The organism is Kribbella solani (assembly GCF_014205295.1).
In the GTDB taxonomy this organism is placed as follows: domain Bacteria; phylum Actinomycetota; class Actinomycetes; order Propionibacteriales; family Kribbellaceae; genus Kribbella; species Kribbella solani.
Genome location: NZ_JACHNF010000001.1, coordinates 434,135 through 458,442, shown reverse-complemented (window position 1 = coordinate 458,442; position 24,308 = coordinate 434,135). Strand labels below are relative to the sequence as shown.

The following is a 24,308-nucleotide window of genomic DNA, read 5'->3' as shown; positions in this document are numbered from 1 at the left end:
CCTACGCCGGGTTACTGCCCGCGGGAGACGACCGTACCGATCTTCTCGCCGTGCACGACCCGGGCGATGTTGCCCTCCTCCAGACCGAAGATCACGATCGGCAGCGCGTTGTCGCGGGCCAGGCTGATCGCGGTCGCGTCGGCGACCCGCAGACCGCGGGCCAGGAAGTCGTCGTACGACAACTGGTCGAACTTGACCGCGTCCGGGTTCTTCTTCGGATCGGAGTCGTAGACACCGTCCACGCCCTGCTTGCCCATCAGCAGCGCCTCGGCGCCGACCTCGAGGGCCCGCTGCGCGGCGACGGTGTCGGTGGAGAAGTACGGCATCCCGGAGCCGGCGCCGAAGATGACCACGCGGCCCTTCTCCAGATGCCGCTCGGCCTTCCGCGGGATGTACGGCTCGGCGACCTGACCCATCGTGATCGCGGTCTGCACCCGGGTCTCGATCCCGAGCTTCTCCAGGAAGTCCTGCAACGCCAGGCAGTTCATCACCGTACCCAGCATGCCCATGTAGTCGGCGCGATTGCGCTCCATCCCGCGCTGCTGCAGTTCCGCGCCGCGGAAGAAGTTGCCGCCGCCGACCACGATGGCGACCTGGACGCCGGCCCGGGCCACCTCGGCGATCTGCTTGGCGATCGAGTTCACCACGTCGGGGTCGACGCCGAGCTTGCCGCCGCCGAACACCTCACCCGACAACTTCAGCAGCACCCGGTGGTAGGCCGGGGAGTTCGGCGAAGAGGCCGGACTCGTCTCGGTACCCAGGGTTTCCGTCACGATTCCGGCCTCCTCGTTCGTTGCTGTCCGCTCAGATCCTTCGCCGGATCAGGCGCCGACCTCGAAGCGGGCGAACCGCTTCACGGTCACGCCGGCCGCGTCGAGCACAGCCTTGACGGTCTTCTTGTTCTCCTGGACCGACGCCTGCTCGAGCAGCACGACCTCCTTGAAGAAGCCGTTCACCCGGCCCTCGACGATCTTCGGCAGCGCGCCTTCCGGCTTGCCCTCCTCGCGGGCGGTCGCCTCGGCGATCCGCTTCTCGTTCTCGACCGTCTCGGCCGGAACCTCGTCGCGGTTCGTGTACAGCGGGCGCATCGCGGCGGCCTGCATGGCGGCACCGCGGGCGGCCTCGACGTCGTCGCCCTCGAACTCGACCAGCACGCCGACCTGGGCAGGCAGGTCCGCGGCACGCTTGTGCATGTACGCGGTGACCTTGCCGTCGAAGACCGCGACCTTGCCGAGCTCCAGCTTCTCGCCGATCACCGAAGCCAGCGCCTCGATGTTCTCGGCCACCGACTTGCCGTCGGTCAGCTTCTCGGACAGCAGGCCCTCGACGTCGCCGACCTTGCTCGCCGAAGCGTGCGCGACGATGTCGGCCGCGAGCTGCTGGAACTGCTCGTTCTTGGCGACGAAGTCGGTCTCGCAGTTCAGCTGGACCAGCGCGTTCTCCGCCGCGGCCACCAGGCCGTTGGTGGCGGACCGCTCGGCGCCACGCTTGGCCGCCTTGGCCGCGCCCTTGATGCGCAGCTCCTCGATCGCCTTGTCGAAGTCGCCGTCGGTCGCCTCGAGCGCCTTCTTCGCGTCCATCATGCCCGCGCCGGTGGCGTCGCGGAGCTTCTTCACGTCAGCGGCGGTGTAGTTCGCCATTCCTCGTTCTCTCGTCTTGTCGATGCGGCTGGATGGGCGGAGCTGGTTCGGTCCCCGCGAGCCGTCCGGCCCAGACGCTTCGCCCGGGACCGTGCGGCGTACGCGGCGGTGGTGCCGTCCGGCGGTGAACCGGACGGCACCCGTGGCTGTCAGGCCTCGTCGGCCTTCGGCGCCTCGGCGGCCGGGGTCTCCTCGGCCTTCACCTCGGCAACCGGAGCCTCGGCAACCGGAGCTTCGCTGGCCGGGGCGGCCTCGGCAGCGGCCTCGGCGGCCGGGGCGGCGTCCGCGGCCGGAGCCTCGGCAGCCTTCGCCTCAGCGGCCTTGCCCTCCGCGGCACCGTTCTGGCTCTCCAGCAGCTCGCGCTCCCAGGCAGCCAGCGGCTCTTCCTGGCCCAGCTCCTCGCCGGCGGCGGCCGAGCCCCCGCCGGAGCGGCCCATCAGGCCGTCGGCGACCGCGTCCGCGACGACCCGGGTGAGCAGGCCGACCGAGCGGATCGCGTCGTCGTTCCCCGGAATCGGGTAGTCGACCTCGTCCGGGTCGCAGTTGGTGTCCAGGATGCCGATGATCGGCAGCTTCAGCTTGCGCGCCTCGTCGACCGCGAGGTGCTCCTTCTTGGTGTCCACGATCCACACGGCGGCCGGAACCCGGGCCATGTCGCGGATACCGCCGAGGGTCTTGAGCAGCTTGTCGTGCTCGCGACGCTTCTGCAGCAGCTCCTTCTTGGTGACACCGGAGGCGGCGACGTCGTCGAAGTCGATCAGCTCCAGCTCCTTCAGCCGCTGGAGCCGCTTGTTCACGGTCTGGAAGTTGGTCAGCATGCCGCCCAGCCAGCGCTGGTTCACGTACGGCATACCCACCCGGGTCGCCTGCTCGGCGATCGCTTCCTGGGCCTGCTTCTTGGTACCGACGAACAGGATCGCCCCGCCCGACGCGACCGTGCTGCGCACGAACTCGTACGCGCGGTCGATGTAGGACAGCGACTGCTGCAGGTCGATGATGTAGATGCCGTTGCGCTCGGTGAGGATGTAGCGCTTCATCTTCGGGTTCCAACGCCGGGTCTGGTGCCCGAAGTGCACGCCGCTCTCGAGCAGCTGCTTCATGGTGACTACGGCCATGACTGTGTGGGTCTCCTGTCACGCTTCCCCACGGCTCGCTCGATCCGGGGTCCGCGCGTCTCTCGGTTTTCTCACGGGCACCGGGTGGTGCACCGCGCCTGATGCCCGTCGTACGGCTCCGCCCGGATCACTCCAGGACCGCTGGAACCGCACACTTGTGCGGGCATGCGTAGTCGCCCTCTTCACAGGGGGCGCCACCGGAAGTGTACGTGACCCGGCGCGCCGAACGCGAACCGGCCGGCGTTATCCACAATCACGCCACCACCGGGCCAGAACCACCCACGACAACGGCATCTTCTCTGGCATGACCCTCTTCGGCATGCCCCTCGCCGGCACAACCCTCGCCCTACTCACCCTCACCACCCCAGACTCAGCCACGCCGGACTCAGCCACGCCGGACACAGCCATCTCGGGCTCAGCTGCCTCGGACTCAGCCGTCTCGAACTCCGCTGCCTCGGACTCCGCTGTCTCGGACTGGCCGCTGAGACCACGTCCCGAGGTCGTGCGCGGCTTCGAACTGCCCGCCAAGCCCTGGCTCCCCGGCCACCGAGGCGTCGACCTGGCCGGCCGGCCAGGCCAACCGGTCCTCGCCGCCACCACCGGCACGATCACCTACGCGGGCTCCCTCGCGGGCCGCGGCATCATCACCCTCACCACCGGCCCACGCCGCACCACGTACGAGCCGGTCGTCCCCACGGTCACAGCCGGCACCACCGTCACCACCGGCACCGTCATCGGCCACCTCTCAGCCGCCGGCTCCCACTGCCCACCCGCGACCTGCCTCCACTGGGGCCTTCTCCAAGGCAAGCAGTACCTCAACCCCTTGACCCTTACCCCGCGCCGCCCGATCCGCCTGCTCCCCCTCACCGAGCCCCAACCCCATCCACCAGGGCCGCTCCGGCGACGGATGCCGGACACCTCGACCGTTACGCCGGCAGATTGAGCTGCCAGGACACCCCGAACCGGTCGTTCACCCAGCCGAACTTCTTGCTGAACCCGTAGTCACCGAGCGGCATCAGCGCCTGGCGGCCTTCGCCGAGCGCCTCGTACAGCCGATCCAGCTCGGCCTCGTCCGCACAGTCCACGAACATCGACACCGAAGGCGTGAAGGTGAATCCATGGTGCTGAAAGCTGTCACTGCACATGTACTGCTGTCCGGCCAGCTGGAACACGGCGACCATCACCGAACCCTCCGGCCCCGGCCCCTCGGCGCCGTACCGGTTGATCGACACGACCTCCGCGTCCTCGAACAGCGACAGGTAGAAGTTCATCGCCTCCTCCGCACCGCCCTCGAACATCAGGAACGTCTTGATCTTCTGCTCGGCCATCGTCCAGCTCCTTCAGTCGTAGCTTATATAAGCCGTGACTGTAGCAGATGGTCAGCTCCCGGGCACCCGCGCCTGCCAGGCGTCCTCGTCCCGCGACCGGCGCTCGACCCCGGCCGGGAGTTTGTTCCGGGCGAGATCGGTCAGCGTGGTCTGCTCGAGTACGTCCCGCAGACTCGCCCGGGCCGCGATCCAGACCCGTTGCAGGACGACCGCGTGCTCGTTGTAGCTGACGCTTTCCGGCCGGACGCCGGAGATGCTGACGATCGGCCCGTCGACCGCGCGCATCACGTCGGCGACCGAGATCTCGTTCGGGTCGACCGCGAGCCGCCACCCGCCGGACTGCCCACGCTGGCTGGCCAGGATGCCGGCCCGCCGCAGGTCGGCCAGGATGCCCTGCAGAAACCCGTGCGGAATGCCCTGGGCCCGGCTGAGCTCCTCGGCCGACACCACGGAGGGATTGTCCGCGACCCATCGCTGGGTGATCTCGATCAGCGCTCGCAACGCATAGTCAGACTTCGCCGAAACCCGCATGTCCCGCAGTCTGCCGCATCCCGCCGCTCCCGCGCCGCATCACCCGCGGACAGACCCGATGCGCAACCACCGTCAGGCGCGCGGATGTGCCTGCTGGAAGGCCTGCCGCAGACGCTCGCTGGAGACATGCGTGTAAACCTGCGTGGTCGCCAGCGATGCGTGACCGAGCAGTTCCTGCACGCTGCGCAGATCGGCACCACCTTCGAGGAGATGCGTGGCCGCCGTGTGGCGCAGGCCGTGTGGCCCGAGGTCCGGTGCATCGACCGCGCCGACCCGCTCGTGCACCATCCGCCGGACAGCGCGCTGATCGATCCGGCCACCACGGGCACCGAGGAAGACCGCCGGGCCGCTGCCTTCCCTGGCCAGTTTCGGTCGCGCTTCGGCCAGCCACCGTTCCAGCACCTGGCCGGCCGGGACCCCGTACGGGACCGAGCGTTCCTTGCGGCCCTTGCCGAAGACCCGGACCACTCGGCGGGCCCGGTCGATGTCGTCGACATCGAGCGCGCACAGCTCACCCACCCGGATACCCGTTGCGTAGAGCAACTCCATGATCGCGAGATCGCGCAGCCCCACCGGGCTTCCGTCGTCGGCCGCGACCGCGGCCGCGTCGAGGACGGCGCGGGTGTCGGCCTGGCCGAGTACGCCCGGCAGGCTCTTCTGTGCACGTGGGCTGGCCAGCAACGCACCCGGATCGGTGCTGATCCGCCCGGTTCGCTGCGCCCACGACGTGAACACGCGGGCCGCGGTCGCCCGGCGGGCCATCGTGCTGCGGGACTTCCCCAGACTCTGCTGCTTCGCCAGCCACGACCGCAGGCCCCGGATGTCCAGCCCGTCCAGCCCATCGTGACCAAGCCGAATCAAATGTTCGAGTAAATCCCCGACGTCCCCGATGTACGCTCTGACCGAGTGAGTGCTGAGGTCTCTTTCCGCCGTCAGATGCCGTTCGTAGTCAGCCAGTAACACAGCGAAACCCTCCGGCCAGGAGGCGTTTCCACTGACATCGTCCGGCGTCATGTCATGACGATGCGTGAGCTGGCACGGCATCGCAAGCCACCGCGCGGGGGCGACGAAAAGGAGGTCTGGTCGACAGCCCGACGGTCGACTACTGTTCGGCCCGATTGCCCTAGTAGCAACGGAGGCACCCCTGACCATGGCCCCCTCAGCGAACGGACAGACCGCAGGCCGGCGTTTGCCGGTCGAGTCGGCGTTCACTCGAGTCGAGGACGCGCGGCACCGGCTGCCGCGTTTGTTCGGCCGTCGCGACCTGGTTGTACTCGGCCTGGGCGTGATGATCGGCTCCGGCATCTTCAAAATCAGTGGCGTCCAGGCGTCCGGCGTCTCCGGACCGGCCGTGATCCTGTCGTTCGTCATCGCCGCGATCGTCTGCCTGCTGGCCGCGGCCTGCTACGCCGAGCTGTCCTCCACGATCCCGGTCTCCGGTAGCGCGTACACCTTCAGCTACGTCACCTTCGGCGAGGCGTGGGCCTGGCTGGTCGGCTGGGCGCTGGTCCTCGAACTCGTCACCGCGGCGGCGATCGTCGCGCGGGTCTGGTCGGCGTACTTCCTGGCCACCCTGGACGGATTCGGGATCACCTTGCCCAGCGCGGTCGCGCAGTTCTTCGGCCCGAACGCCAAGCTGAACCTCGTTGCCCCGCTGCTGCTGCTGGTCCTCACCGCGCTGATCGTGACCGGTACCAAGCTGTCCGCGCGGGTGCTCACCGTAGTGGTGATCGCCAAGGTGGCAGTGATCCTGCTGGTGGTGATCGTCGGCGCGATGCACGTGAAGGCGGAGAACTACCAGCCGTTCGTGCCGCCGGCCCGGGCCGCGCCCGCGACCGCGAGCCCGACCGTCATCGGCTGGATCATGGATTCCTCCTTCGGTTCGTTCGGGACGATGGGCATCTTCACGGCGGCCAGCACGATCGTGTTCGCCTACATCGGCTTCGACCTGATCGCGACCGCGTCCGAGGACGCCCGCAGCCCGCGAAAGACCGTGCCACAAGGCATGTTGCTCGGCGTCGGCGCCGTGACGATTCTGTACATCGCGGTGACGGTCGTGCTGGTCGGTATGCGCCCCTACGGCCAGCTCGGCGGGGACGCACCGGTCTCGGAGGCACTCGCCGCGGTGGGGGCCGGCTGGGCCGCGAAGGTGGTCAATGTCGGTGCTTTGCTCGCCTTGATGACAGTGATCATCGTGGTTCTGATCGCGCAGAGCCGGGTGCTGTTCAACATGGGCCGTGATGGTCTGCTGCCGAAGAGCCTCGGCCGGGTCAGCCGGGTGTACTCCTCCCCCGCGCGGGCCGCCGCCGCGGCCGGCGTTGCGGCCGTGCTGCTGACGATGTACCCGAAGGTGCTGGAGCTCGAGGAGCTGCTGGTCCTCGGGGCGTTGTTCTGCTTCGCGTTCTGCGCGGTCGGGGTGCTGCGGCTGCGCCGAACCGAGCCCAACCTGGAGCGTGGATTCCGGGTGCCGATGGTGCCGTTGATCCCGCTGCTGTCGCTGGCCGCGACCGTGTGGCTGATGGTCAACCTGAAGACCAGCACCTGGGCCAAGTTCGGCGTCTGGATGGCGATCGGGATCGCGATCTACGCGCTGTACGGGCGCTGGCACAGCCGGTTGGCGAACGAGGACAGCTGGGACTTCGACCTCGGCGACACCGACCCCGGAACCGGTGGCCTGCATGCGATCCGCGCCGATCAGGCCCGGCCGGCCGAGTTGCGCGCGATCCGTACGCCTCCCGAGCAGCAAGGCCAGAAACCGCGCGGCAAGCACATGCGCAACTAGCCGTTCGCGGCCCTGGGTGCCAACGGAAGTTGTCCACAGGCAGCAAAGTGGGTCCGAAATCCTGGCCTGATCCCGGCATGTTCTTTGTCGGAGGTGGTCATCGATGCGGACCAGGACAGCAGTCGGGCAGTACGGCGAAGAGCTCGCCGCGAGGTATCTGACCAGCAACGGATTCGCCGTACTCGAACGCAACTGGCGTTGTGAGCTGGGCGAGATCGACATCGTCGCCCGCGAAGGTGATGTGCTCGTCGTGTGTGAGGTGAAGACCCGCCGCGGGCTGAACTACGGAAGCCCGCTGGAAGCCATCACCTACAAGAAGCTGACCACGCTGCGAAGGCTGGCCGGCCGGTGGTTGCAGACCCATCAGCTCCGTCCGGCCGAGATCCGGATCGACGTCATCGCGATCCTCTTCGACCGGAGGACGCCGCCCAGTGTTGAGCACGTCCGGGGCGCGGTCTGATGGCGCTCGCTCGGACCTGGTCGGTCGCGCTGGTCGGCCTGGAAGGTCACCTGGTCGAGGTCGAGGCAGACATCTCACAAGGGTTGCCGAAGACAACATTGATCGGCCTGCCGGACGCGTCGCTGACCGAGGCTCGCGATCGGGTTCGTGCCGCGGTCGTCAACAGCGGCGAGCGATTCCCCGACCGCAAGGTCACCATCGGCCTCTCCCCGGCCACCCTGCCGAAGGCCGGTTCCCATTACGACGTTGCCATCGCCGTCTCGCTACTCACCGCGGCCGGCGTTGTCGAGCCTCGGTCGCTGCGGCAGACCGCGATCATCGGTGAGCTCGGCCTGGACGGTCGCATTCGCGAAGTGCGCGGCGCGCTCGCGATGACCTTGGCCGCGGCCCGGGCAAGCTTCGAGCGCATCGTCATCCCCGACCTGAATGAGAACGAAGCCCGGCTGGTGCCGGGCATCGAGGTCTTCGGGGTCCGCTCGCTCCGGCAAGTGCTGGCGCTGCTGCGCGGTAGTGAGATCCCGGACGAGGACGCGCCGCGCGCCGAGCCCCGCTTGCTGTCCGATTCGCTCACCCGCGTTCCTGACGTCGACCTGGACGAGGTGATCGGGCATCGAGAAGGACGGCTGGCGATCGAGACCTCGGCCGCCGGCGGTCATCACCTGTTCCTGCACGGTCCACCGGGATCCGGAAAGACAATGCTGGCGGAGCGACTCGGTGGGCTGCTGCCGGACCTGTCGACCGATGATTCGCTCGAAGTCTCCGCGGTGCATTCACTCGCCGGGCTGCTGACCAGCGATGCCGAGTTGGTGGTGCGGCCACCGTTCATCGCGCCGCACCACACGGCGTCGTTGGCCAGTCTGGTCGGCGGTGGTTCGGGCATGCCCCGGCCCGGAGCGATCAGCTGCGCGCACCGAGGCATTCTGTTCATAGATGAAGCGCCCGAGATGCACCCGCTGACGTTGGACACGCTGCGCCAGCCGCTGGAGTCCGGACACATCGAGGTGCACCGAGCGGCGGCGGTGGCGAAGTTTCCGGCCCGGTTCATGCTCGTGCTGGCCGCGAATCCCTGTCCCTGTGGACTTTCCGGGACCAGACAAGGCGACTGCACTTGTACTCCGCAGATGTTGATGCGCTACCGCCAGCGGATCAGCGGCCCGATCAAGGACCGTCTGGACATCCAGCGGCAGATCCTCCCCGCGGCTCGGACCATCGTCGACGGCGAGGAACCGGAATCAACCGCGGTCGTTGCAGCCCGCGTCCAGGCTGCTCGTGATCGCCAAGCACACCGCTACCAACACACTCCCTGGATCTTGAACAGTGAGGTGCCCGGCCCGGTTCTCCGCCGTGATCATCCGCTCGACGCCGCCGCCCAGCGCCTCCTCGAAGACCTCTACTCAGCCGGCCAACTCACCGCCCGCGGCCTGGACCGAGTGGTCCGCGTCGCCTGGACCCTCGCCGACCTCGACGGCATCCCCCAACCCACCATCACCCAAGCCCACCAGGCCTACCAACTGAGAACCGGCCACCCCCTGACCACCCCCTCCGACACCCGCCCTCTCAAAGGACTCTTCCAATGACCATCCACCAAGTCCACCAACCCGTCACCCCCACCACCACCAACAACACCGCGGCCGGACGGGGTGGTGCTGGTGGAAGTGGCGGCGGGGGCGGGCGAGTTGTTGCTGGGGTGGTTGGGGGTGGGGATGGGGAGGTGGAGCGGCTGGCGCGGGTTGGGTTGTCGCGGGTGGTGGAACCTGGCGATCTGAAAGCGCTGCAGGCATTCGACGGGATGCCGGCGACCGAGGTCTGGGAGTTGCTGCAGCGAAAGACTCCAGGCACCGAGCGATGGTCCACCCGCCTCGCCGATGCCGACCCCGAGCGGGATCTGGAACGAGCGGCCGCGACCGGCGCCCGGTTCGTGATCCCCGGCGACGACGAATGGCCGGAACAGGTCGAGATCCTCGCCGAAGCCGGACAGCTGACAAGACGAGGCGGCGTGCCGTACGGGCTGTGGCTCCGGGGGCCGGCCCACCTGCGTCGGGTGCTTGAGCAATCCGTCGCGGTGGTGGGTGCTCGCGCCAGCTCCGCGTACGGCGAGCATGTGGCTGCTGAGCTTGCCTCCGGAGTCGCGGACAACGGCTACACGGTGGTGTCCGGCGGCGCATTCGGGATCGACGCGGCCGCCCACCGTGGTGCACTGGCTGCCGCCGGCGTTACCGTCGCCGTCCTGGCATCCGGAGTAGACGTCCTGTACCCACGGCGGAACTCGGCTTTGCTGAGCCGGATCGCCGAGCAAGGACTGATCGTGAGCGAACTCCCACCCGGATCTCGGCCGACGCGCCTCAGGTTCCTGTCGCGAAACCGCCTGATCGCCGCCAGTACTCTCGGCGTCGTTGTGGTCGAGGCAGCTGTCCGAAGCGGAGCACTCAACAGCGCCGGCTGGGCCGAACAGTGCGGCCGCGCGGTGCTCGCCGTACCGGGACCGGTCACGTCCCGAATGTCCGAAGGCAGTCATCTCCTCGTCCGCGAACGAGGAGCTGTCCTGGTCACCAACGTCATGGAAATCATCGAGGCCCTCTCACCGCTGGGCACTCGTCTCACCACGTACCCGATGGCTCCCAAAACCCCGCACGACGACCTCGACTACGACCTCCGCCGCACGCTGGACGCCGTCCCCGTCCAAGACCCGGCGCCCACCGACCAGATCGCGGGCGCCGCGGGCCTGGACCTCACCACCACCCAGGAATGCCTGCTGACCCTGTCCGACCTCGCGCTGGTAGAACACTGCCCCACCGGCTGGCGCCTGCCACCCACAACCCCAACACCACCCACCTGACGTGGCGCCGGCGATGAGCACCAGCAGCGGATCTCCGCACCGCCGGGGTGGGCGCGGTGCCGCGTCGTGCGGAACCCCGGGCCGCCCTCCCCCGCCACGGATCCGGCGGGTGGGGTCAGCGGCCGAAGTCGGAGTCTTTGGGGACTTCCAGGTCGGACTTGGCAAGCTCTTCGATGTTGACGTCGCGGAAGGTGACCACCTTGGCGTTCTTGACGAAGCGGGCGGAACGGTACACGTCCCAGACCCAGGCGTCGGCCATCGTCACCTCGAAGTACACGTCGCCGCCTTCGGTGCGGACCTTCAGGTCTACCGCGTTGCACAGGTAGAAACGCCGTTCGGTCTCGACGACGTACTTGAAGATCCCGACGACGTCCTTGTACTCCCGATAGAGCTGCAGCTCCATGTCGGTTTCGTACTTCTCAAGGTCGTCAGCGCTCATGCCGCCACCTCTTCACGCTCGGCTCGGACATCGGCGCTGAGACGCCCTCTGAAGGGCGCTGCGTGGGTTGTTCGCTCGCTACGCTCTCTCACAGGCTCTCCACTCCGGTGGGACTGGTCACATTCTGTCCCATATCGGGCCGTAGACTGCGGCGGACATTCTCAAACCGCCGTCGATGTTGTGGGCACGGTCCGAATTCGTCCAGTGCCGCCTGGTGTTCGGGGGTGCAGTACCCCTTGTGGATCTTGAAGCCGTACTCCGGGTACACCGAATCCCAGTGCTCCATCACCCGGTCGCGGGTGACCTTGGCGATCACGGAGGCGGCCGAGATGCAGGCTGCCACCCGGTCGCCCTTCCACATCGCCAGGCCCGGTACGCCGAGGCCGTCGACGCCGAAACCATCGGTCAGGACGTACGACGGGCGGACGTCCAGCCGGAACAGGGCCCGGCGGAGCGCTTCCACGTTCGCGACGTGCATGCCGAGCCGGTCGCACTCGGGTGCCTCGATGGACACCACCGACCAGGCCAGCGCACGCTTGCGGATCTCGTCGTAGCACCGCTCACGTGCCTTCGCGGTCAACAATTTCGAGTCGGCCAAACCCGGCACCTGGCCGCGCTTGCCCTCCGGCAGGATCACCGCGGCGGCGACCAGCGGACCGGCGCACGGGCCGCGACCGGCCTCGTCGACGCCCGCGATCGGGTCCAGGCCGACCCGGCGCAAGGCCCGCTCGTACCCGTACAGGCCCGCGTCCCGCCGGACCGTGCTTCCGCGCGGAAGCGCGCTCATTCAGCCCTCCAGATCACAGAACCAAGCCTAGACAAGAGCGCCGACGGTACTCAGCCGGAGGTCTTGGGTGGTGGTGTGAGGGAGATCGAAGGTTTGTCCGGTGCCGGGCCGGGCGCCGGCACCGCCTTGAAGGTGTCCGGGACGCCGAGCTTGGCCCAGCGGCCCGCGGGCCAGACGATCATGATCGCCCGGCCGGTGACCTTGTCCAGCGGGACGAAGGCAGCGTCGCCCTGGTTGCCGCCGTTCGCGTCGACCTCCTGCAGGTGCACGCGGGAGTCGCCGGAGGCGGACCGGTGGTCACCCATCACGAAGATCCGGCCGGCCGGGACGGTGACCTGGAACTCCATCTGGGACGGGGCATCCCCGGGATAGAGGTAACCGGTCTCGTCCAGTGGCTGGCCGTTCACCAGCATCCGGCCCTTCGAGTCGCAGCAGGCGACCTTGTCACCGGGCATGCCGATGATGCGCTTGATCAGGTGGCCGTGGCTGGAGTCCGGCAGCAGGCCGACGATCTCGAAGAACCGGCCGATCGAGCCGCGCTTCTGGCCGCTCTCCTCGGCACCGAGCCAGCCGCCCGGGTCCTCGAACACGACCACGTCACCGCGCTTCACGTCGGTGAGCTTCTCGACCACGACCCGGTCACCGACCAGCAGGGTGTTCTGCATCGACTCGCTCGGGATGATGAACATCTGCCCGACGAACGCCCGCAGGATCGAGGAGACGATCAGGGCACCGACCACGATCAGCACGAACTCGCGGGTCGCTGCCGCGAAGCCCGAGCGGTGGGCGGGTTTGGCGTCCGGCTTGGTCGGTGTATCGGTCACTTCTTCAGCCCCGGCTTCTTGAAGGTATCCGGAGGACGCAGCATCGTCATCCGGTCAGATGGCCAGATTACGCAACAGGCCCGGCCAACCACGTTCTCGACCGGTACGAAGCCGCCGCCGGGGCCGCCCATATGGGCGCGGGAGTCGGCCGAGTCAGCCCGGTTGTCACCCATCACCCACAGGTGTCCGGCGGGGACCAGGACGTTGAACGGCACCTCGGACGGTTTGGCGTCCTTCAGCAGGTACTCACGTTCGTCCAGCGGGATGCCGTTGACGGTGATCAGGCCCTGTTTGTTGCAGCAGATCACCCGGTCGCCGCCGATTCCGATCACCCGCTTGACCAGATGGCCTTCGCCGGTACGCGGCAGGATGCCGACGAACTCACCGATCCGCCGCAACGTACCCGGCTGGGCCTCGGCCTCGTTCAGCCAGTTGTCCGGGTCCTTGAACACGATGATGTCGCCACGGTCGACGTCCCGGTGCAGGTAGCTGATCTTCTCGGCGAGAATCCGGTCGTCCTTCGTCAGCGTGTCGTACATCGACTCCGACGGGACGTAGAACGCCTCCGCGACGAACAGCCGCAGTACCACCGTGATGACGAGCGCGAGCACCGTGACGGTGCTCATCTCGACCAGCAGGCTGAGCAGCGGATTCCGCTGCTTCAGCCTGCGGTGACGTCCCTTGCTGCGACGTGCCCTCCTGGCGACCGGGCGAGGGCGAGCGCGAGTCGCGGTGCTCGGCGCCATAGGTGACCGTCGTCGTTACGCGGCGTCAGGAGGCCGGAACTTCGCGCTTCTCCTTGATCTTCGCCGCCTTACCGCGCAGTTCGCGCAGGTAGTACAGCTTGGCGCGGCGGACGTCGCCGCGGGTGACGATCTCGATCTTCTCGACGATCGGGGTGTGCAGCGGGAAGGTCCGCTCGACGCCGACGCCGAAGCTGACCTTGCGGACCGTGAAGGTCTCCTGCAGGCCGCCGCCCTGGCGACGGATGACGACTCCCTGGAACACCTGGACGCGGGACCGGTTGCCCTCGACGACCTTCACGTGCACCTTGACGGTGTCACCGGGGCGGATGTTCGGGATGTCGTCGCGCTTGCTCGCGTTGTCGAGCTCGTTCAGCACGTTGCTCATCAGGTGTCTCTTTCTCGCGCGTGCCACAGGTCACCCACGAATCTCGGTGGTGAAAGTCGTCGAAAGGCTGCCGGTCGGTGGTCACCCCCTGTGGCAGGAGCACCGAAGGGCAGCAACAGGCAATCTTGCCACACCAGCCATACGGTGACGAAATCCGCCACCGGCCGCTGCGCAGGGTGAGCGTACGGTCAGCGCCGGCTCCGGCGGCGTTTGGCCAGCCGGACGAGCGTGACCTTCGGCGTCTGCTGCTCCCGGCCCGTCTCGCGGTAGCCCGCCTTGGCGTACAGCGCCAGGTTGCGGGCGCTCAGGTCGCCGGTGTCCAGCTGGTACGAGGTGACGTCGGCCGGCGCGAGCTTCTCGGCGGCCTGGAGGAGGCGTACGCCGAGGCCGCGCCCCTGCCAGTCCGGAGCCACCAACAGCCGCTCGACCTGCCCTACGGAACCGTCGACGACGAGCTGCACCGAGCCGACGATGCGCGTACCAGCGACCGCCTTCAGGACAGTGCCCCGCTCCAGCCGAGCCGTGGTCGCGGCGACGTCGTCGGTCAACGGGGGGATCGTGTAGTCGTCGTAGAGCCGTGCCTCGGACAGGAAGGCGGCCAGTTGCAGTACGTGCAGTTCCCCCGCGTCCGCAGCCGTGGCGGGGAGCAGGCGTACTGCCGCCGCCGCATCGTCCTTCTGCGCGACCGTACCGCCCCAGGCAGCCAGCAAATCCGGCCGGCGTTCGGCCGTACGCCGGACGGACTCGTCGTGACGCCAGGACGCGATCGCGCCGTGATTGCCGGACAGCAGGATCTCGGGTACGTCGTGGCCGCGCCAGGCCGGCGGCTTGGTGTACACCGGGTACTCCAGCAGGCCGTCGCCGGAATGTGATTCCTCGGCGAGGGACTCCGGGTTGCCGATCACGCCGGGCAGCAGGCGGGCGATCGCCTCGACCATGACCAGTACGGCGACCTCGCCGCCGTTCAGTACGTAGTCGCCGATCGACACCTCGTCGACACGCATCCGCTCCCCGGCGTACGCCGCCACGCGCGCGTCGATGCCCTCGTACCGGCCGCACGCGAACGCGAGCCACGGTTCGGCGGCGAGCTCGTACGCGAGGTCCTGAGTGAACGGGCGACCGGCCGGCGTCGGCACGATCAGCCGTGGCTGCGCCGGAGCGTCCGTCGGGGCGATCGTGTCCAGGGCCTCGCCCCAGGGTTCCGGCTTCATCACCATGCCGGCGCCACCGCCGTACGGGGTGTCGTCGACGGTCCGGTGCCGGTCGTACGTCCACTGCCGCAGGTCGTGCAGCCGGACGTCCAGGAGCCCGCTCTTGGCGGCCTTGCCGACCAGTGAGACGTCCAGCGCGGCCAGGTACTCCGGGAAGATGGTGACGACGTCCAGCCGCATGTCAGTCCGCGTCCGCCTCGGTCGGAACCACGTCCGCGCCATCCGGATCGAGCAGACCGGGGCGGTCGGCAACCACTACGTACCGCTTGTCGACGTCGAGCTCCGGGACCAGCTCCTCCACCAGCGGAACCAGCACCAGGTTGCCGGCCGTACGGCGGATCTCCAGCAGGTCCTGCGAAGGCAGATGGACCACGTCGACCACTTCACCGACCTCGGCGCCGTCGGTGGTACGGACCGCGAGGCCGACCAGGTCGCGGTCGTAGTACTCGTCCGGGTCCTCGGGGCGGGCGTCGTCGTCCACCTCGGACTGGACGAACAGATTGCGCAACTGCTCCGCCGCCGTCCGGTCCGGCACCTCGGCGAACTTCACCAGCAACCGCCCGCTGTGCCACCGGCTGGACGCGACCGTCAGCGTCCGTGACACCTTGGCCTCGGTCACCAGCGCGGCGCCGTCGGCGAACCGCGTGTCCGGCTCGTCGGTCCGGACGTCGATGCCGACCTCGCCCCTGATCCCGTGCGCCCGGCCGATCCGCCCGACTGTCACCAACACCTGCACAAACCCTTCTCCGGAAGTACTGAGGGAAGAATAGGACGAAGGGCCGCACCCGAGACGGGGCGGCCCTTCGCGATGAACTGCCGAGTTCAGCGGCGCGGACGCCGGTTGAACTCGTCGACGAAGTCGATGCGCAGCGAGGACTCGGAGCTGAGCGCGCCGACGACGGTCCGGATCGCGGTGGCGGTCCGGCCGTTGCGGCCGATCACCTTGCCGATGTCGTCGGGGTGGACGTGCACCTCGAGGGTGCGGCCACGCCGCAGGTTCCGGGCCCGGACGCTGACGTCGTCGGGGTTGTCGACGATGCCCCGGACCAGGTGCTCCAGCGCCTCCGTCTCCATCACCGTCAGGCCTCGGCGGTCTCGGCGGCGGGCGCCTCGGCGGCCTTGTCCTCGGCAGCCTTCTCCTCGGCCTTCGGCTCAGCCTTGGCGTCGGCGGCGTCGTCCTTCTTCTCGGCCTTCTTCGCCGTCTTCTTGGCGGTGACCGCCTCGGTCTTCAGCGAACCGTGGGCCTCGGCCAGCGCCTCGTTGAAGATCTCCTGCTTGTCCCGCTTCGGCTCGGCCACCCGCAGCGGCGCCGGGGCCTCCAGGCCCTTGAACTTCTGCCAGTCGCCGGAGGCCTTGAAGATCGCCTCGACGGCCTCGCTCGGCTGCGCGCCGACGCCCAGCCAGTACTGCGCCCGCTCCGACTCGACGCGGATGAACGACGGCTCGGTCTTCGGGTTGTAGATCCCGATCTCCTCGATCGCCCGGCCGTCCCGCTTGGCGCGGGCGTCCATCACGACGATGCGGTAGTGCGGGGTGCGCTTCTTGCCGATGCGCTTCAAACGGATCTTGACTGCCACGCTTGTGGGGTCTCCCTCGGAATACATGTCTGGTGAGCAGCACGACGCGTCGTGGGGACAACGGGGTGACCACTCGATGGGCCGAGCCAGGACGTGGAGTTAGAGGGCTGCACGGACCTGGACGGACTCAGCCAGACATTCTGCCAGATCCGTCCCGCGCAACCAATTCGCGGTCCCGGCACGCTATCCGCCGGACAAACATACAGACGTGCATGTATGTTTATTGCCATGAACACCCAAGCCGAGCGGCGGGCCCGCTCCCGGACCGCCCTGCTGGAGTCGGCGGCGGTCGGCATCTCCCGGTCCGGGTACGGCAACCTCGGCCTCGAGCACGTGGCCCGTGAGGCCGGGTACACCCGTGGCGCGCTCTACCACCAGTTCCGCGACAAGCAGGAGCTGACGCTGGCGGTGCTGGAGTGGATTCAGCAGGCCTGGTCCGACCAGGTCGGCACGCTGGTCGACCAGGAGACCGATCCGGCCGCGGCGCTGCTCACGATGGCCCGCGGGCACGCCGTCTTCTGCCGGCGCGACTTCGCCCGGGTCGCGCTCGCGCTGCGGGTCGAGTTCGCCGGCCAGGAGCATCCGGTCGGCGCGGCGGTCGAGGCGGCCTACGCCGTGCTGACGCAAATCTGCGCGCGGCACATCGCCGCCGCGCGGGCCGTCGGATCGGTCCCGCCCGGCCCGTCCGAGGAGGTCCTCGCCCGCGCGTTCATCGGCGCGCTCGAAGGCACCGTGGTCGCGCTGGCGGGGACCGCGCCGTACGACGCGGAGCTCGCCGCCCGCGCGGTCGCCGGAGTGCTTGGTCTGCCCAACGAAGGAAAGGACCTGTCATGAACCTCCCGAAATCAGCACACACCGAGCTGCCGTGGCGTATCCACGAGCTGACCCCTGACTTCCGGGTGTACGACGTGTGGGCGCTGCCGACGCCTGGAGCCGCCGACGACTTCCAGCTGCTGGTCGACCTGTTCGCCGGCGGCGACACGGCCACGAACCCGTCACGGATCGCGCGGCTGCTCTTCGCGATCCGCTGGAAGCTCGGCGAAGTACTCGGCTGGGACGAAGCCGGCGCCGGCGTCAACGCTCGCGTCGCATCGTTGCGCCACAGACTGCCGCCCGATCTACCGGCGGGCGGGCCGGAGTTCACCAAGCTGCCATTCAGCTCGGTTTACCAGACCGGCAACGAGTTGGCGGCGGAGATGGCCAACCGCACTGTGCATGCGGTCCTGCATCTGTCCTGGGTGCCCGACGGCGCCGGCGGGTACCGCGGGCAGATGGGCGTACTGGTACGACCCAACGGCTGGTGGGGACGCGTGTACATGGGCCTGATCGGACCGTTCCGCCACCTGTTCGTGTACCCGCCGTTGATGCGCGGCATCGAAGCCGAGTGGCGCGAACGGCTCAGTGCCTGAACTGGCCGAGTCCCGAAAGCTCCGTCGCGTACGTGTCCAGCAGCCGATGCGCGACGGTCACCGAGTCGACGAGTGGATGCCACGCGAACGCACGCAGCGCGGTCGACCGTGAACCAGTAGCGGCTGCCTCGATCGTGGCGCGTTCGACAGCCTTCACCGAACAGACCAGACCGGCCTGGTGGTCGGTCAACTGAGACACCGTGCGCGGCACCGCACCGTTGGCGTCGACAGTGCATGGGATCTCGATGACCGCGTCGTCGTCCAGCTGATGCAGTACGCCACGGTTGCGGACGTTCAGGATCAGCGAGGCACGTTCGTTGTGCGCGATCGCCCGCATCAGGGACAGTGCGACCTGCTCGTACCCACCGGCTGCCATGTCGCGTTCGTCGCGCTCCCCGGCGTCCGCGACCGCACGGCTCTCCACCATGTACGTCGACTCGCGTTCGGCTCGCGTCTGCTGCCACAGCTCGAGCGCCTGCTCCGGCTGCTGTCCTGTCTTGGCGTAGAACGCGGACTGCTGTTCCAGGAGGAACGTGCCGCGCGTCTGCGGAACAGCTTGTACTGCGGCCAGTGTCTCGCGCGCGAAGTAGTAATAGTGCAAGTACTCGTTCGGAATGGAGCCCAGTGACCGCAGCCACTCCACACCGAACAGACGCCCCTCCTCGAAGGAGGCCAACGCGCTAGTGGACTCGAGCAGCTCTGGCAACCGATCCACGCCACCGGATCGCAGTCCACGCAACCAGCCGAGGTGGTTGAGGCCCGCGTAGTCATAGAACGCTGTAGCCGGGTCCACTCCAAGTGCCAGCGCCGCCCGACGCCCCAGGCCGGACGGCGAGTCACAGATGCCGATCACTCGATCGCCCAGGTACGGGATCATCGCCTCGGTCACCATGCCGGCCGGGTTGGTGAAGTTGATGACCCAAGCCTCCGGTGCGACCGCGGCGATCCGCTGAGCCACCTGTACGGCGACCGGCAGCGTCCGTAGTCCATAGGCGATCCCGCCGGCACCGACTGTCTCCTGTCCGAGGACACCGAGGTCCAGTGCGACCCGCTCGTCCACGGTCCGTCCGGCAAGGCCACCGACCCGGATGGCCGAGAAGACGAAGTCGGCGCCACGCAGCGCCTCGTCAAGGTCAGTCGTCGCCGTGACGACCGGGGCGTCTACTGCGTCAGCGGCCTGCTGGCGCAGCACTGCCGTGATCGCGGACAGGCGGCTGGTGTCGGTGTCGTACAAGACGACGTTGGTGATCCGTCCGGAGCCGCGGTCGCCGAGCAGGGCTCGGTACACCAGCGGGACGCGGAAGCCGCCTCCGCCAAGGATCGTCAGCCTCACCCCAACACCCCCTCGACGCTCACGCCAGCACCACCTGTACTCCTGCCTCGATCAGTTGCGTTCTGGTTGCCTCGTCGGCGCCGGGCTCGGTCACCACCACCGACAGCTCACTCGGCTCACACACCCTGGCTACGCCATGCCCTGGGAACTTGGTCCCGTCAGCCAGCAGCACCACTCGGTCAGCCGCTTTGATCATTGCCCGCTTGACCGGCACCTCGATCATCGTGCTGTCCATCACTCGCCCGTCCGGCCGGACTCCACTCGTACCGAGGAACAGCCAGTCGACGTGGATCTGCCGCAGGCTCTCCTCGGTCAGGTAGCCGACCAGTGAGCGGTAGCTGCGCCGGACGAAGCCGCCGAGCACGATCAGCTCGATGTGCTCGTCGTTCTCCAACTCCTCCAGTACCGCGAGGTTGCTGGTCACCACGGTCAACGAACGGCCGTGCAGGTGCTGCGCGACCCGGAGCGCCGTCGTGCCGATGTCCAGCAGGACCGACTCGCCGTCACTCACCAGCTCGGCGGCGCGACGGGCGATCCGGTCCTTCTCCTCGGCGTTGACCGCGTTGACGTCCGCGAACGGTTCGTCACCACCGTCGACGGCGAGCGCACCCCCGTACACCCTGGTCAATCGGCCCTCGGCGTGCAGTTGCTCGAGATCACGACGGATCGTGGCCTCGCTGACGCCCAGCTTCCCGGCCAGCACCTTGACGCCGCCGGCTCCGTCGGCCCGGAGGGCCCTGACGATCTGATCCTGTCGCTGCTTCGGCAACACAGCACAGACGGTATCACGCAAACTTTGTCATTTTCAGTCAAAGTCATGAGTGGGTATTGCGCATCTCGGGCAACAGTTTCAAGATTCATGCACGAGTTTGATCGACCCTGCAGGAGTGTGCTGCGTTATGGAGTTCGACGTCGTCCTGTCGGGCCTGGTCTTCCAGGACCTGGTGCTCGGCCTGCCGTCCGCGCCGCGACCGGGGACCGAGGTCTGGGCCACCGAATCGCACCAGAGCCCAGGCGGCATCGCGAACTTCGCGGTCGCGCTGGCCCGGCTCGGACTGCGCACCGGGATGGCCGCTGCCTTCGGCGCGGACCGGGACGGTGACCAGGTCTGGAGCGCTCTGAGCGCGGAAGGCATCGACCTGACGCTGTCGCGGCGGCTGCCCGACTGGCCGACCCCGCTGACCGTGGCGCTTGCCTACGACAACGACCGCGCACTGGTCACCCGCGGCACTACTCCCCCGCTGTCGGCCGACGACCTGATCAGTACGCCGCCAACCGCCCGCGCGGTGGCAGCGCACATTGGCCCCTGGCCGAACGAGTGGCTGGCCAAAGCGAAGTCCACCGGCAGTCTGGTCTTCGCGGATGTCGGCTGGGACCCGACCGAGCAGTGGAATCTCAGAGTGCTCGACCAGCTCGAGCACTGTGATGTGTTCCTGCCCAACGCCGAAGAGGCGATGCACTACACGCGTACTGACACTCCGGAGCAGGCACTGCGCGAGTTGGCTGAGCAGGTGCCGCTGGTCGTCGTGTCCGACGGTGCGGCTGGTGCACTCGCTCTGGACGCGCGGACAGGCGAACAGGTCGCCGTACCCGCCTTCCCTGTCACGGCGGCGGACACCACCGGGGCGGGTGACGTGTTCGCCGCCGGCTTCATCGCAGCGACCCTCTGGGAGCTGCCGCTCCAGCAGCGGGTGCGGTTCGCCGCCCTCGCCGCGGCGTTGTCGGTCACCCGGCTCGGTGGCGCGGACGCGGCACCACGCTGGTCCGACCTCGCGGCCTGGCAGGCCGGTCTGATCGAGCAGGACCCCCAGGACCACCACCTCCACGCGCTGATCAGCGCACACTCAGGAAGGTAGAACCATGGCGCTCACACGTCGGACGTTGCTCGGGGGCTTCGCGGCCGTTGCCGGCGGCGCACTCGTCGGCTGCTCGTCGGGGATGGACACCGGGACCACCAAGAAGAACGCCGCCACCGAGCTGACCATGTGGTGCTGGCCGGGCGGCCTGGGCAAGTCGGTACTCGACGACACCGTCGCGCACTTCCCGGACCCGAAGATCAAGTACTCCGAGGTGGGCGGTGACTTCAAGCAGAAGCTGGTCACCACGTTCAACGGCGGTACGTCGATCCCGGACATCACCGGGCTGAAAGGCGAGGACATCGCCTCGCTGCTGCCCCAGGCGGAGCGGTTCGTGGACCTGAAGACGGTCGGCGCCGACTCGGTCCTGGGTGACTACCTGGACTGGAAGGTCAAGCAGGCGACCACGCTGGACGGCAAGGTGATCGGACTGCCGATCGACGTCGGCCCGACCGCGCTGTACTACCGCGAGGACGTCTTCGCGGCCGCCGGTCTGCCGAGCGACCCGGCCAAGGTGGCCGAGCAGCTGAAGACCTGGGACGACTTCTTCGCCGCCGGTGTGCAACTGAAGAAGGCGAACCCGAAGGCGCCGATGGTGTGGGACGCCACCGACCTGTACGACATGGTGGTCGGCCAGGGCACCGAGCGGTACATCTCCAAGGACAACAAGTTCGTCGGCGACCAGGACCACATCCGTAAGGCCTGGGACACGTCGGTGAAGGCGATGACGTTGCAGATCGACGGGCGGACGCCGAGCGGCAAACCGGACTGGAACGCCGGCCTGGACCTGGGCACGATCCCGGCGCACATCGGCGCGGCCTGGGTGGCCCTGGACATCAAGTCGGCGGTGAAGAAGAGCGCCGGCAAGTGGCGGCTGGCGCCGACCCCGGGCGGCCCGGCGAACTTCGGTGGCTCGTTCCTGGCGATCACCAAGAACGCCGCCGATCCGCAGAAGGCGTTCGACGTGATCAAGTACATGCTCAGCCCCGACAACGAGGCGAAGGCGTTCGCGGACGCTCAGATCTTCCCGGCCACCCCGGCCGCGTACGACAAGCCGCAGCTCAAGGCGGCGGACAGCTTCTTCGGTGGCCAGGTACCGATCGACATCTTCGGTCCGGCCGCGAAGGCGATCCCGGTCGCGTACCAGAGCCCGTTCGACGACGCGGTCGCCGCTCCGTTCCACGACGAGCTGAAGACCGTACAGACCGGCGCCAAGACCTCGGACGCTGCCTGGTCGGCCGCGGTCTCCAAGGCGAAGGCGATCGCCAAAAGGCAAGGGGTGCAGTGAGCGCTACCGCGGCGGTGCGTACCCGGGCCGTCGCCGGAGCACCCACCCGGCGGCGGATCTGGTCGTACTGGCGGTTCTACCTGGCACTGTCGCCGTTCTACGTGCTGTTCGCCGTGTTCGGGCTGTACCCGATGCTGTCCACGATCGTGCTCGCCTTTCAACGGTGGGACGGCCTGAGCGCCCGTAAGTTCACCGGACTGGACAACTTCGCGTTCCTGGTCCGCGACCCGACGTTCTGGCAGGCACTGGAGAACACGGTCGTCCTGTTCCTGATGTCCACGGTGCCGACGCTCGTGATCGCGCTGCTGCTCGCCGTGATGCTGCAGTCGGCTGTACGGTTCACCAGCGTCTACCGGATCGCGTACTTCATCCCGAACGTCACGTCCCTGGTGGCGATGGCCATCTTCTTCAGCTCGATCTTCAGCACCAACTTCGGACTGGTGAACGCCGCACTGCGTTCACTCGGCATACCGCAGCAGGACTGGCTCGGACAGCCGTGGGGCATCAAGATCGCGATCTCGACCATGATCGTGTGGCAGTGGGTCGGGTACAACACACTGATCTACCTGGCCGGTCTGCAGGCGATACCGAAGGAACAGTACGAGGCGGCGAAGGTGGACGGCGCCGGTCCGGTACGGACGTTGTTCTCGATCACCCTGCCGCAGCTGCGCCCGGTCGTACTGTTCACCGTCATCATGTCGACGATCGGCGGTTTGCAGACCTTCACCGAGCCACAGGTGATGGTCGGCAACAGCGGCGGCACCGGCCAGAGCGGTATGACCGTAGTGCTGTTCTTCTACCGCGCCGCGTTCCTGGACAACGACTACGGGTACGCCGCCGCGATCGCGCTGAGCATCTTCCTGCTCGTGCTGTTGTTCACGGCAATCAACTGGCGGGTCTTCCGCGGACGGGGTGAGGACCGATGACGCGGATCCGGTGGCGGGGCCTCGCGCTGCACGCCGTACTCGTACTGGCCCTGCTGGTCTTTCTGTTCCCGTTCGTGTGGACGATCATCATGGCGACCAACACGACCGCCGACATCTACCGGTTCCCGCCCAAGTTCAGTTTCGGCGGGCACTTCTTCGACAACGTTCGGCACGTACTGGACAACGTGGCGTTCTTCCAGTCGATGGCGAACACCGCGGTCGTCGCGATCTCGACCACACTGCTGGTGCTGTTCTTCGATTCGCTCGCGGCGTTCACGTTCGCCAAGTTCCGGTTCCCGGGGCGGAACGCGTTGTTCGTGATCCTGCTGGCGACGATGCTGCTACCCGCGCAGCTGGCCGCCGTACCGCAGTTCCAGACGATGGCGCTGCTCGGCTGGGTCGGTTCGCTCAAGGCACTGATCATCCCCGGTGCCGCCAACGCGTTCGGGATCTTCTGGATGCGGCAGTACTTCCGCAGCTCGATCCACGACGAGCTGGTCGAGGCAGCAACGCTGGACGGCTGCGGCTTCTTCGGTACGTACTGGCACGTGGCGCTGCCGTCAGCCCGGCCGGCGCTGGCGTTCCTGGGCATCTTCACCTTCGTCGGTTCGTGGAACGACTACATGTGGCCGCTGATCGTGCTGACCAACCCGGACCACGTCACGCTGCAGGTGGCACTGTCCACCTTGAACCGTGCGCACGGTGTCGACTACAGCATGGTGATGACTGGTGCGCTGCTGGCGATGATCCCGCTGGTGATCGTGTTCGCGCTCTTCGCGCGGCAGTTCATCAAGGGCGCGACCGAGGGTGCGGTCCGCGGCTGAACTGCGACCGG

General features: G+C 68.0%; 28 protein-coding genes. 11 read left to right on the top strand and 17 right to left on the bottom strand.

What is annotated here, in order from left to right; translation table 11 throughout:
• Nucleotides 1-11 precede the first annotated feature (11 nt).
• The 3 genes from pyrH to rpsB all read right to left on the bottom strand — a co-directional run bounded on the left by pyrH (nucleotide 12) and on the right by rpsB (nucleotide 2,755).
• Nucleotides 12-773 carry a UMP kinase gene (gene pyrH, locus HDA44_RS02160; RefSeq protein WP_319037322.1) on the bottom strand — a complete coding sequence of 254 codons (762 nt, stop codon included), beginning with the start codon at nucleotides 771-773 and terminating at the stop codon, nucleotides 12-14.
• 48 nt (nucleotides 774-821) lie between these two features.
• Entirely contained in the window at nucleotides 822-1,640 is an 819-nt protein-coding gene (gene tsf / locus HDA44_RS02155; RefSeq protein WP_184830845.1) for a translation elongation factor Ts, read from the bottom strand.
• A 149-nt stretch (nucleotides 1,641-1,789) separates the two neighbouring features.
• The gene (rpsB, locus tag HDA44_RS02150; RefSeq protein WP_184830843.1) at nucleotides 1,790-2,755 is read right to left on the bottom strand and encodes a 30S ribosomal protein S2; all 966 of its coding nucleotides are present in this window, start codon (nucleotides 2,753-2,755) and stop codon (nucleotides 1,790-1,792) included.
• 304 nt (nucleotides 2,756-3,059) lie between these two features.
• Between rpsB and HDA44_RS02145 the strand changes: the two genes are divergently transcribed.
• Entirely contained in the window at nucleotides 3,060-3,698 is a 639-nt protein-coding gene (locus HDA44_RS02145; RefSeq protein ID WP_184830841.1) for a M23 family metallopeptidase, read from the top strand.
• Here HDA44_RS02145 and HDA44_RS02140 read toward each other — a convergent pair.
• From HDA44_RS02140 to HDA44_RS02130, 3 genes are all read right to left on the bottom strand, one after another.
• Nucleotides 3,682-4,083, bottom strand: a complete 402-nt coding sequence (locus HDA44_RS02140) for a VOC family protein (RefSeq protein ID WP_184830839.1) — start codon at nucleotides 4,081-4,083, stop codon at nucleotides 3,682-3,684. The genes HDA44_RS02145 and HDA44_RS02140 overlap by 17 nt on opposite strands.
• A gap of 51 nt (nucleotides 4,084-4,134) precedes the next feature.
• Nucleotides 4,135-4,614, bottom strand: coding sequence for an RrF2 family transcriptional regulator (locus HDA44_RS02135; RefSeq protein ID WP_184830837.1), 480 nt, complete (start codon nucleotides 4,612-4,614; stop codon nucleotides 4,135-4,137).
• 72 nt (nucleotides 4,615-4,686) lie between these two features.
• The gene (locus HDA44_RS02130) at nucleotides 4,687-5,628 is read right to left on the bottom strand and encodes a tyrosine recombinase XerC (protein WP_184830835.1); all 942 of its coding nucleotides are present in this window, start codon (nucleotides 5,626-5,628) and stop codon (nucleotides 4,687-4,689) included.
• A 136-nt stretch (nucleotides 5,629-5,764) separates the two neighbouring features.
• Between HDA44_RS02130 and HDA44_RS02125 the strand changes: the two genes are divergently transcribed.
• The 4 genes from HDA44_RS02125 (at nucleotide 5,765) to dprA (ending at nucleotide 10,692) form a co-directional block, all read left to right on the top strand.
• Complete coding sequence (locus HDA44_RS02125; RefSeq protein WP_184830833.1) at nucleotides 5,765-7,396, top strand: APC family permease; 1,632 nt, start codon at nucleotides 5,765-5,767, stop codon at nucleotides 7,394-7,396.
• Between the two features lie 103 nt (nucleotides 7,397-7,499).
• Nucleotides 7,500-7,856 (top strand): YraN family protein, encoded by a 357-nt coding sequence (locus tag HDA44_RS02120; RefSeq protein WP_184830831.1) that lies wholly within the window; start codon nucleotides 7,500-7,502, stop codon nucleotides 7,854-7,856.
• Complete coding sequence (locus HDA44_RS02115; protein ID WP_184830829.1) at nucleotides 7,856-9,433, top strand: YifB family Mg chelatase-like AAA ATPase; 1,578 nt, start codon at nucleotides 7,856-7,858, stop codon at nucleotides 9,431-9,433. Before HDA44_RS02120 ends, HDA44_RS02115 begins: the two co-directional genes overlap by 1 nt.
• Nucleotides 9,430-10,692, top strand: a complete 1,263-nt coding sequence (dprA, locus tag HDA44_RS02110) for a DNA-processing protein DprA (protein ID WP_184830827.1) — start codon at nucleotides 9,430-9,432, stop codon at nucleotides 10,690-10,692. Before HDA44_RS02115 ends, dprA begins: the two co-directional genes overlap by 4 nt.
• Before the next feature lie 115 nt (nucleotides 10,693-10,807).
• Here the strand turns inward: dprA and HDA44_RS02105 are convergent, their stop codons facing one another.
• The 9 genes from HDA44_RS02105 to rpsP all read right to left on the bottom strand — a co-directional run bounded on the left by HDA44_RS02105 (nucleotide 10,808) and on the right by rpsP (nucleotide 16,661).
• Nucleotides 10,808-11,131: a DUF2469 domain-containing protein gene (locus tag HDA44_RS02105; protein ID WP_012922325.1), complete on the bottom strand. Its 324-nt coding sequence runs from the start codon at nucleotides 11,129-11,131 to the stop codon at nucleotides 10,808-10,810.
• A gap of 88 nt (nucleotides 11,132-11,219) precedes the next feature.
• Nucleotides 11,220-11,918, bottom strand: a complete 699-nt coding sequence (locus tag HDA44_RS02100; RefSeq protein WP_184830825.1) for a ribonuclease HII — start codon at nucleotides 11,916-11,918, stop codon at nucleotides 11,220-11,222.
• Nucleotides 11,919-11,968: 50 nt separating this feature from the next.
• The gene (gene lepB / locus HDA44_RS02095) at nucleotides 11,969-12,742 is read right to left on the bottom strand and encodes a signal peptidase I (protein ID WP_184830823.1); all 774 of its coding nucleotides are present in this window, start codon (nucleotides 12,740-12,742) and stop codon (nucleotides 11,969-11,971) included.
• Nucleotides 12,739-13,368 carry a signal peptidase I gene (lepB, locus tag HDA44_RS02090; protein ID WP_238352337.1) on the bottom strand — a complete coding sequence of 210 codons (630 nt, stop codon included), beginning with the start codon at nucleotides 13,366-13,368 and terminating at the stop codon, nucleotides 12,739-12,741. Before lepB (HDA44_RS02090) ends, lepB (HDA44_RS02095) begins: the two co-directional genes overlap by 4 nt.
• A gap of 145 nt (nucleotides 13,369-13,513) precedes the next feature.
• Nucleotides 13,514-13,873, bottom strand: a complete 360-nt coding sequence (gene rplS, locus HDA44_RS02085) for a 50S ribosomal protein L19 (RefSeq protein ID WP_184830819.1) — start codon at nucleotides 13,871-13,873, stop codon at nucleotides 13,514-13,516.
• Between the two features lie 188 nt (nucleotides 13,874-14,061).
• On the bottom strand, nucleotides 14,062-15,264 hold the full coding sequence (gene trmD, locus HDA44_RS02080; RefSeq protein WP_184830817.1) for a tRNA (guanosine(37)-N1)-methyltransferase TrmD: 1,203 nt from the start codon (nucleotides 15,262-15,264) through the stop codon (nucleotides 14,062-14,064).
• A 1-nt stretch (nucleotide 15,265) separates the two neighbouring features.
• Nucleotides 15,266-15,814 (bottom strand): ribosome maturation factor RimM, encoded by a 549-nt coding sequence (rimM, locus tag HDA44_RS02075; RefSeq protein ID WP_184830815.1) that lies wholly within the window; start codon nucleotides 15,812-15,814, stop codon nucleotides 15,266-15,268.
• Between the two features lie 92 nt (nucleotides 15,815-15,906).
• Nucleotides 15,907-16,158, bottom strand: coding sequence for an RNA-binding protein (locus HDA44_RS02070; RefSeq protein ID WP_131292053.1), 252 nt, complete (start codon nucleotides 16,156-16,158; stop codon nucleotides 15,907-15,909).
• A 5-nt stretch (nucleotides 16,159-16,163) separates the two neighbouring features.
• Nucleotides 16,164-16,661, bottom strand: coding sequence for a 30S ribosomal protein S16 (gene rpsP, locus HDA44_RS02065; protein WP_184830813.1), 498 nt, complete (start codon nucleotides 16,659-16,661; stop codon nucleotides 16,164-16,166).
• Between the two features lie 228 nt (nucleotides 16,662-16,889).
• Here rpsP and HDA44_RS02060 point away from each other — a divergent pair, with 228 nt between their 5' ends.
• Both HDA44_RS02060 and HDA44_RS02055 read left to right on the top strand, forming a co-directional pair.
• Complete coding sequence (locus tag HDA44_RS02060; RefSeq protein WP_202887068.1) at nucleotides 16,890-17,495, top strand: TetR/AcrR family transcriptional regulator; 606 nt, start codon at nucleotides 16,890-16,892, stop codon at nucleotides 17,493-17,495.
• Nucleotides 17,492-18,070 carry a DUF2867 domain-containing protein gene (locus tag HDA44_RS02055; RefSeq protein ID WP_184830809.1) on the top strand — a complete coding sequence of 193 codons (579 nt, stop codon included), beginning with the start codon at nucleotides 17,492-17,494 and terminating at the stop codon, nucleotides 18,068-18,070. Before HDA44_RS02060 ends, HDA44_RS02055 begins: the two co-directional genes overlap by 4 nt.
• Here HDA44_RS02055 and HDA44_RS02050 read toward each other — a convergent pair.
• Nucleotides 18,060-19,403: a family 4 glycosyl hydrolase gene (locus HDA44_RS02050; RefSeq protein ID WP_184830807.1), complete on the bottom strand. Its 1,344-nt coding sequence runs from the start codon at nucleotides 19,401-19,403 to the stop codon at nucleotides 18,060-18,062. The genes HDA44_RS02055 and HDA44_RS02050 overlap by 11 nt on opposite strands.
• 19 nt (nucleotides 19,404-19,422) lie before the next feature.
• Nucleotides 19,423-20,175: a DeoR/GlpR family DNA-binding transcription regulator gene (locus HDA44_RS02045; RefSeq protein ID WP_184830805.1), complete on the bottom strand. Its 753-nt coding sequence runs from the start codon at nucleotides 20,173-20,175 to the stop codon at nucleotides 19,423-19,425.
• A 127-nt stretch (nucleotides 20,176-20,302) separates the two neighbouring features.
• Here HDA44_RS02045 and HDA44_RS02040 point away from each other — a divergent pair, with 127 nt between their 5' ends.
• The 4 genes from HDA44_RS02040 to HDA44_RS02025 are packed head-to-tail and all read left to right on the top strand — an operon-like array spanning nucleotide 20,303 to nucleotide 24,297.
• A complete protein-coding gene (locus HDA44_RS02040) occupies nucleotides 20,303-21,259 on the top strand; it encodes a carbohydrate kinase family protein (RefSeq protein WP_184830803.1) in 957 nt (318 codons plus the stop codon).
• 4 nt (nucleotides 21,260-21,263) lie between these two features.
• Nucleotides 21,264-22,547 (top strand): ABC transporter substrate-binding protein, encoded by a 1,284-nt coding sequence (locus tag HDA44_RS02035; protein ID WP_202887066.1) that lies wholly within the window; start codon nucleotides 21,264-21,266, stop codon nucleotides 22,545-22,547.
• Nucleotides 22,544-23,473, top strand: coding sequence for a carbohydrate ABC transporter permease (locus HDA44_RS02030; RefSeq protein WP_337905589.1), 930 nt, complete (start codon nucleotides 22,544-22,546; stop codon nucleotides 23,471-23,473). The genes HDA44_RS02035 and HDA44_RS02030 overlap by 4 nt, the downstream gene beginning before the upstream one ends.
• The gene (locus HDA44_RS02025) at nucleotides 23,470-24,297 is read left to right on the top strand and encodes a carbohydrate ABC transporter permease (protein ID WP_184830801.1); all 828 of its coding nucleotides are present in this window, start codon (nucleotides 23,470-23,472) and stop codon (nucleotides 24,295-24,297) included. The genes HDA44_RS02030 and HDA44_RS02025 overlap by 4 nt, the downstream gene beginning before the upstream one ends.
• Nucleotides 24,298-24,308: the final 11 nt, after the last annotated feature.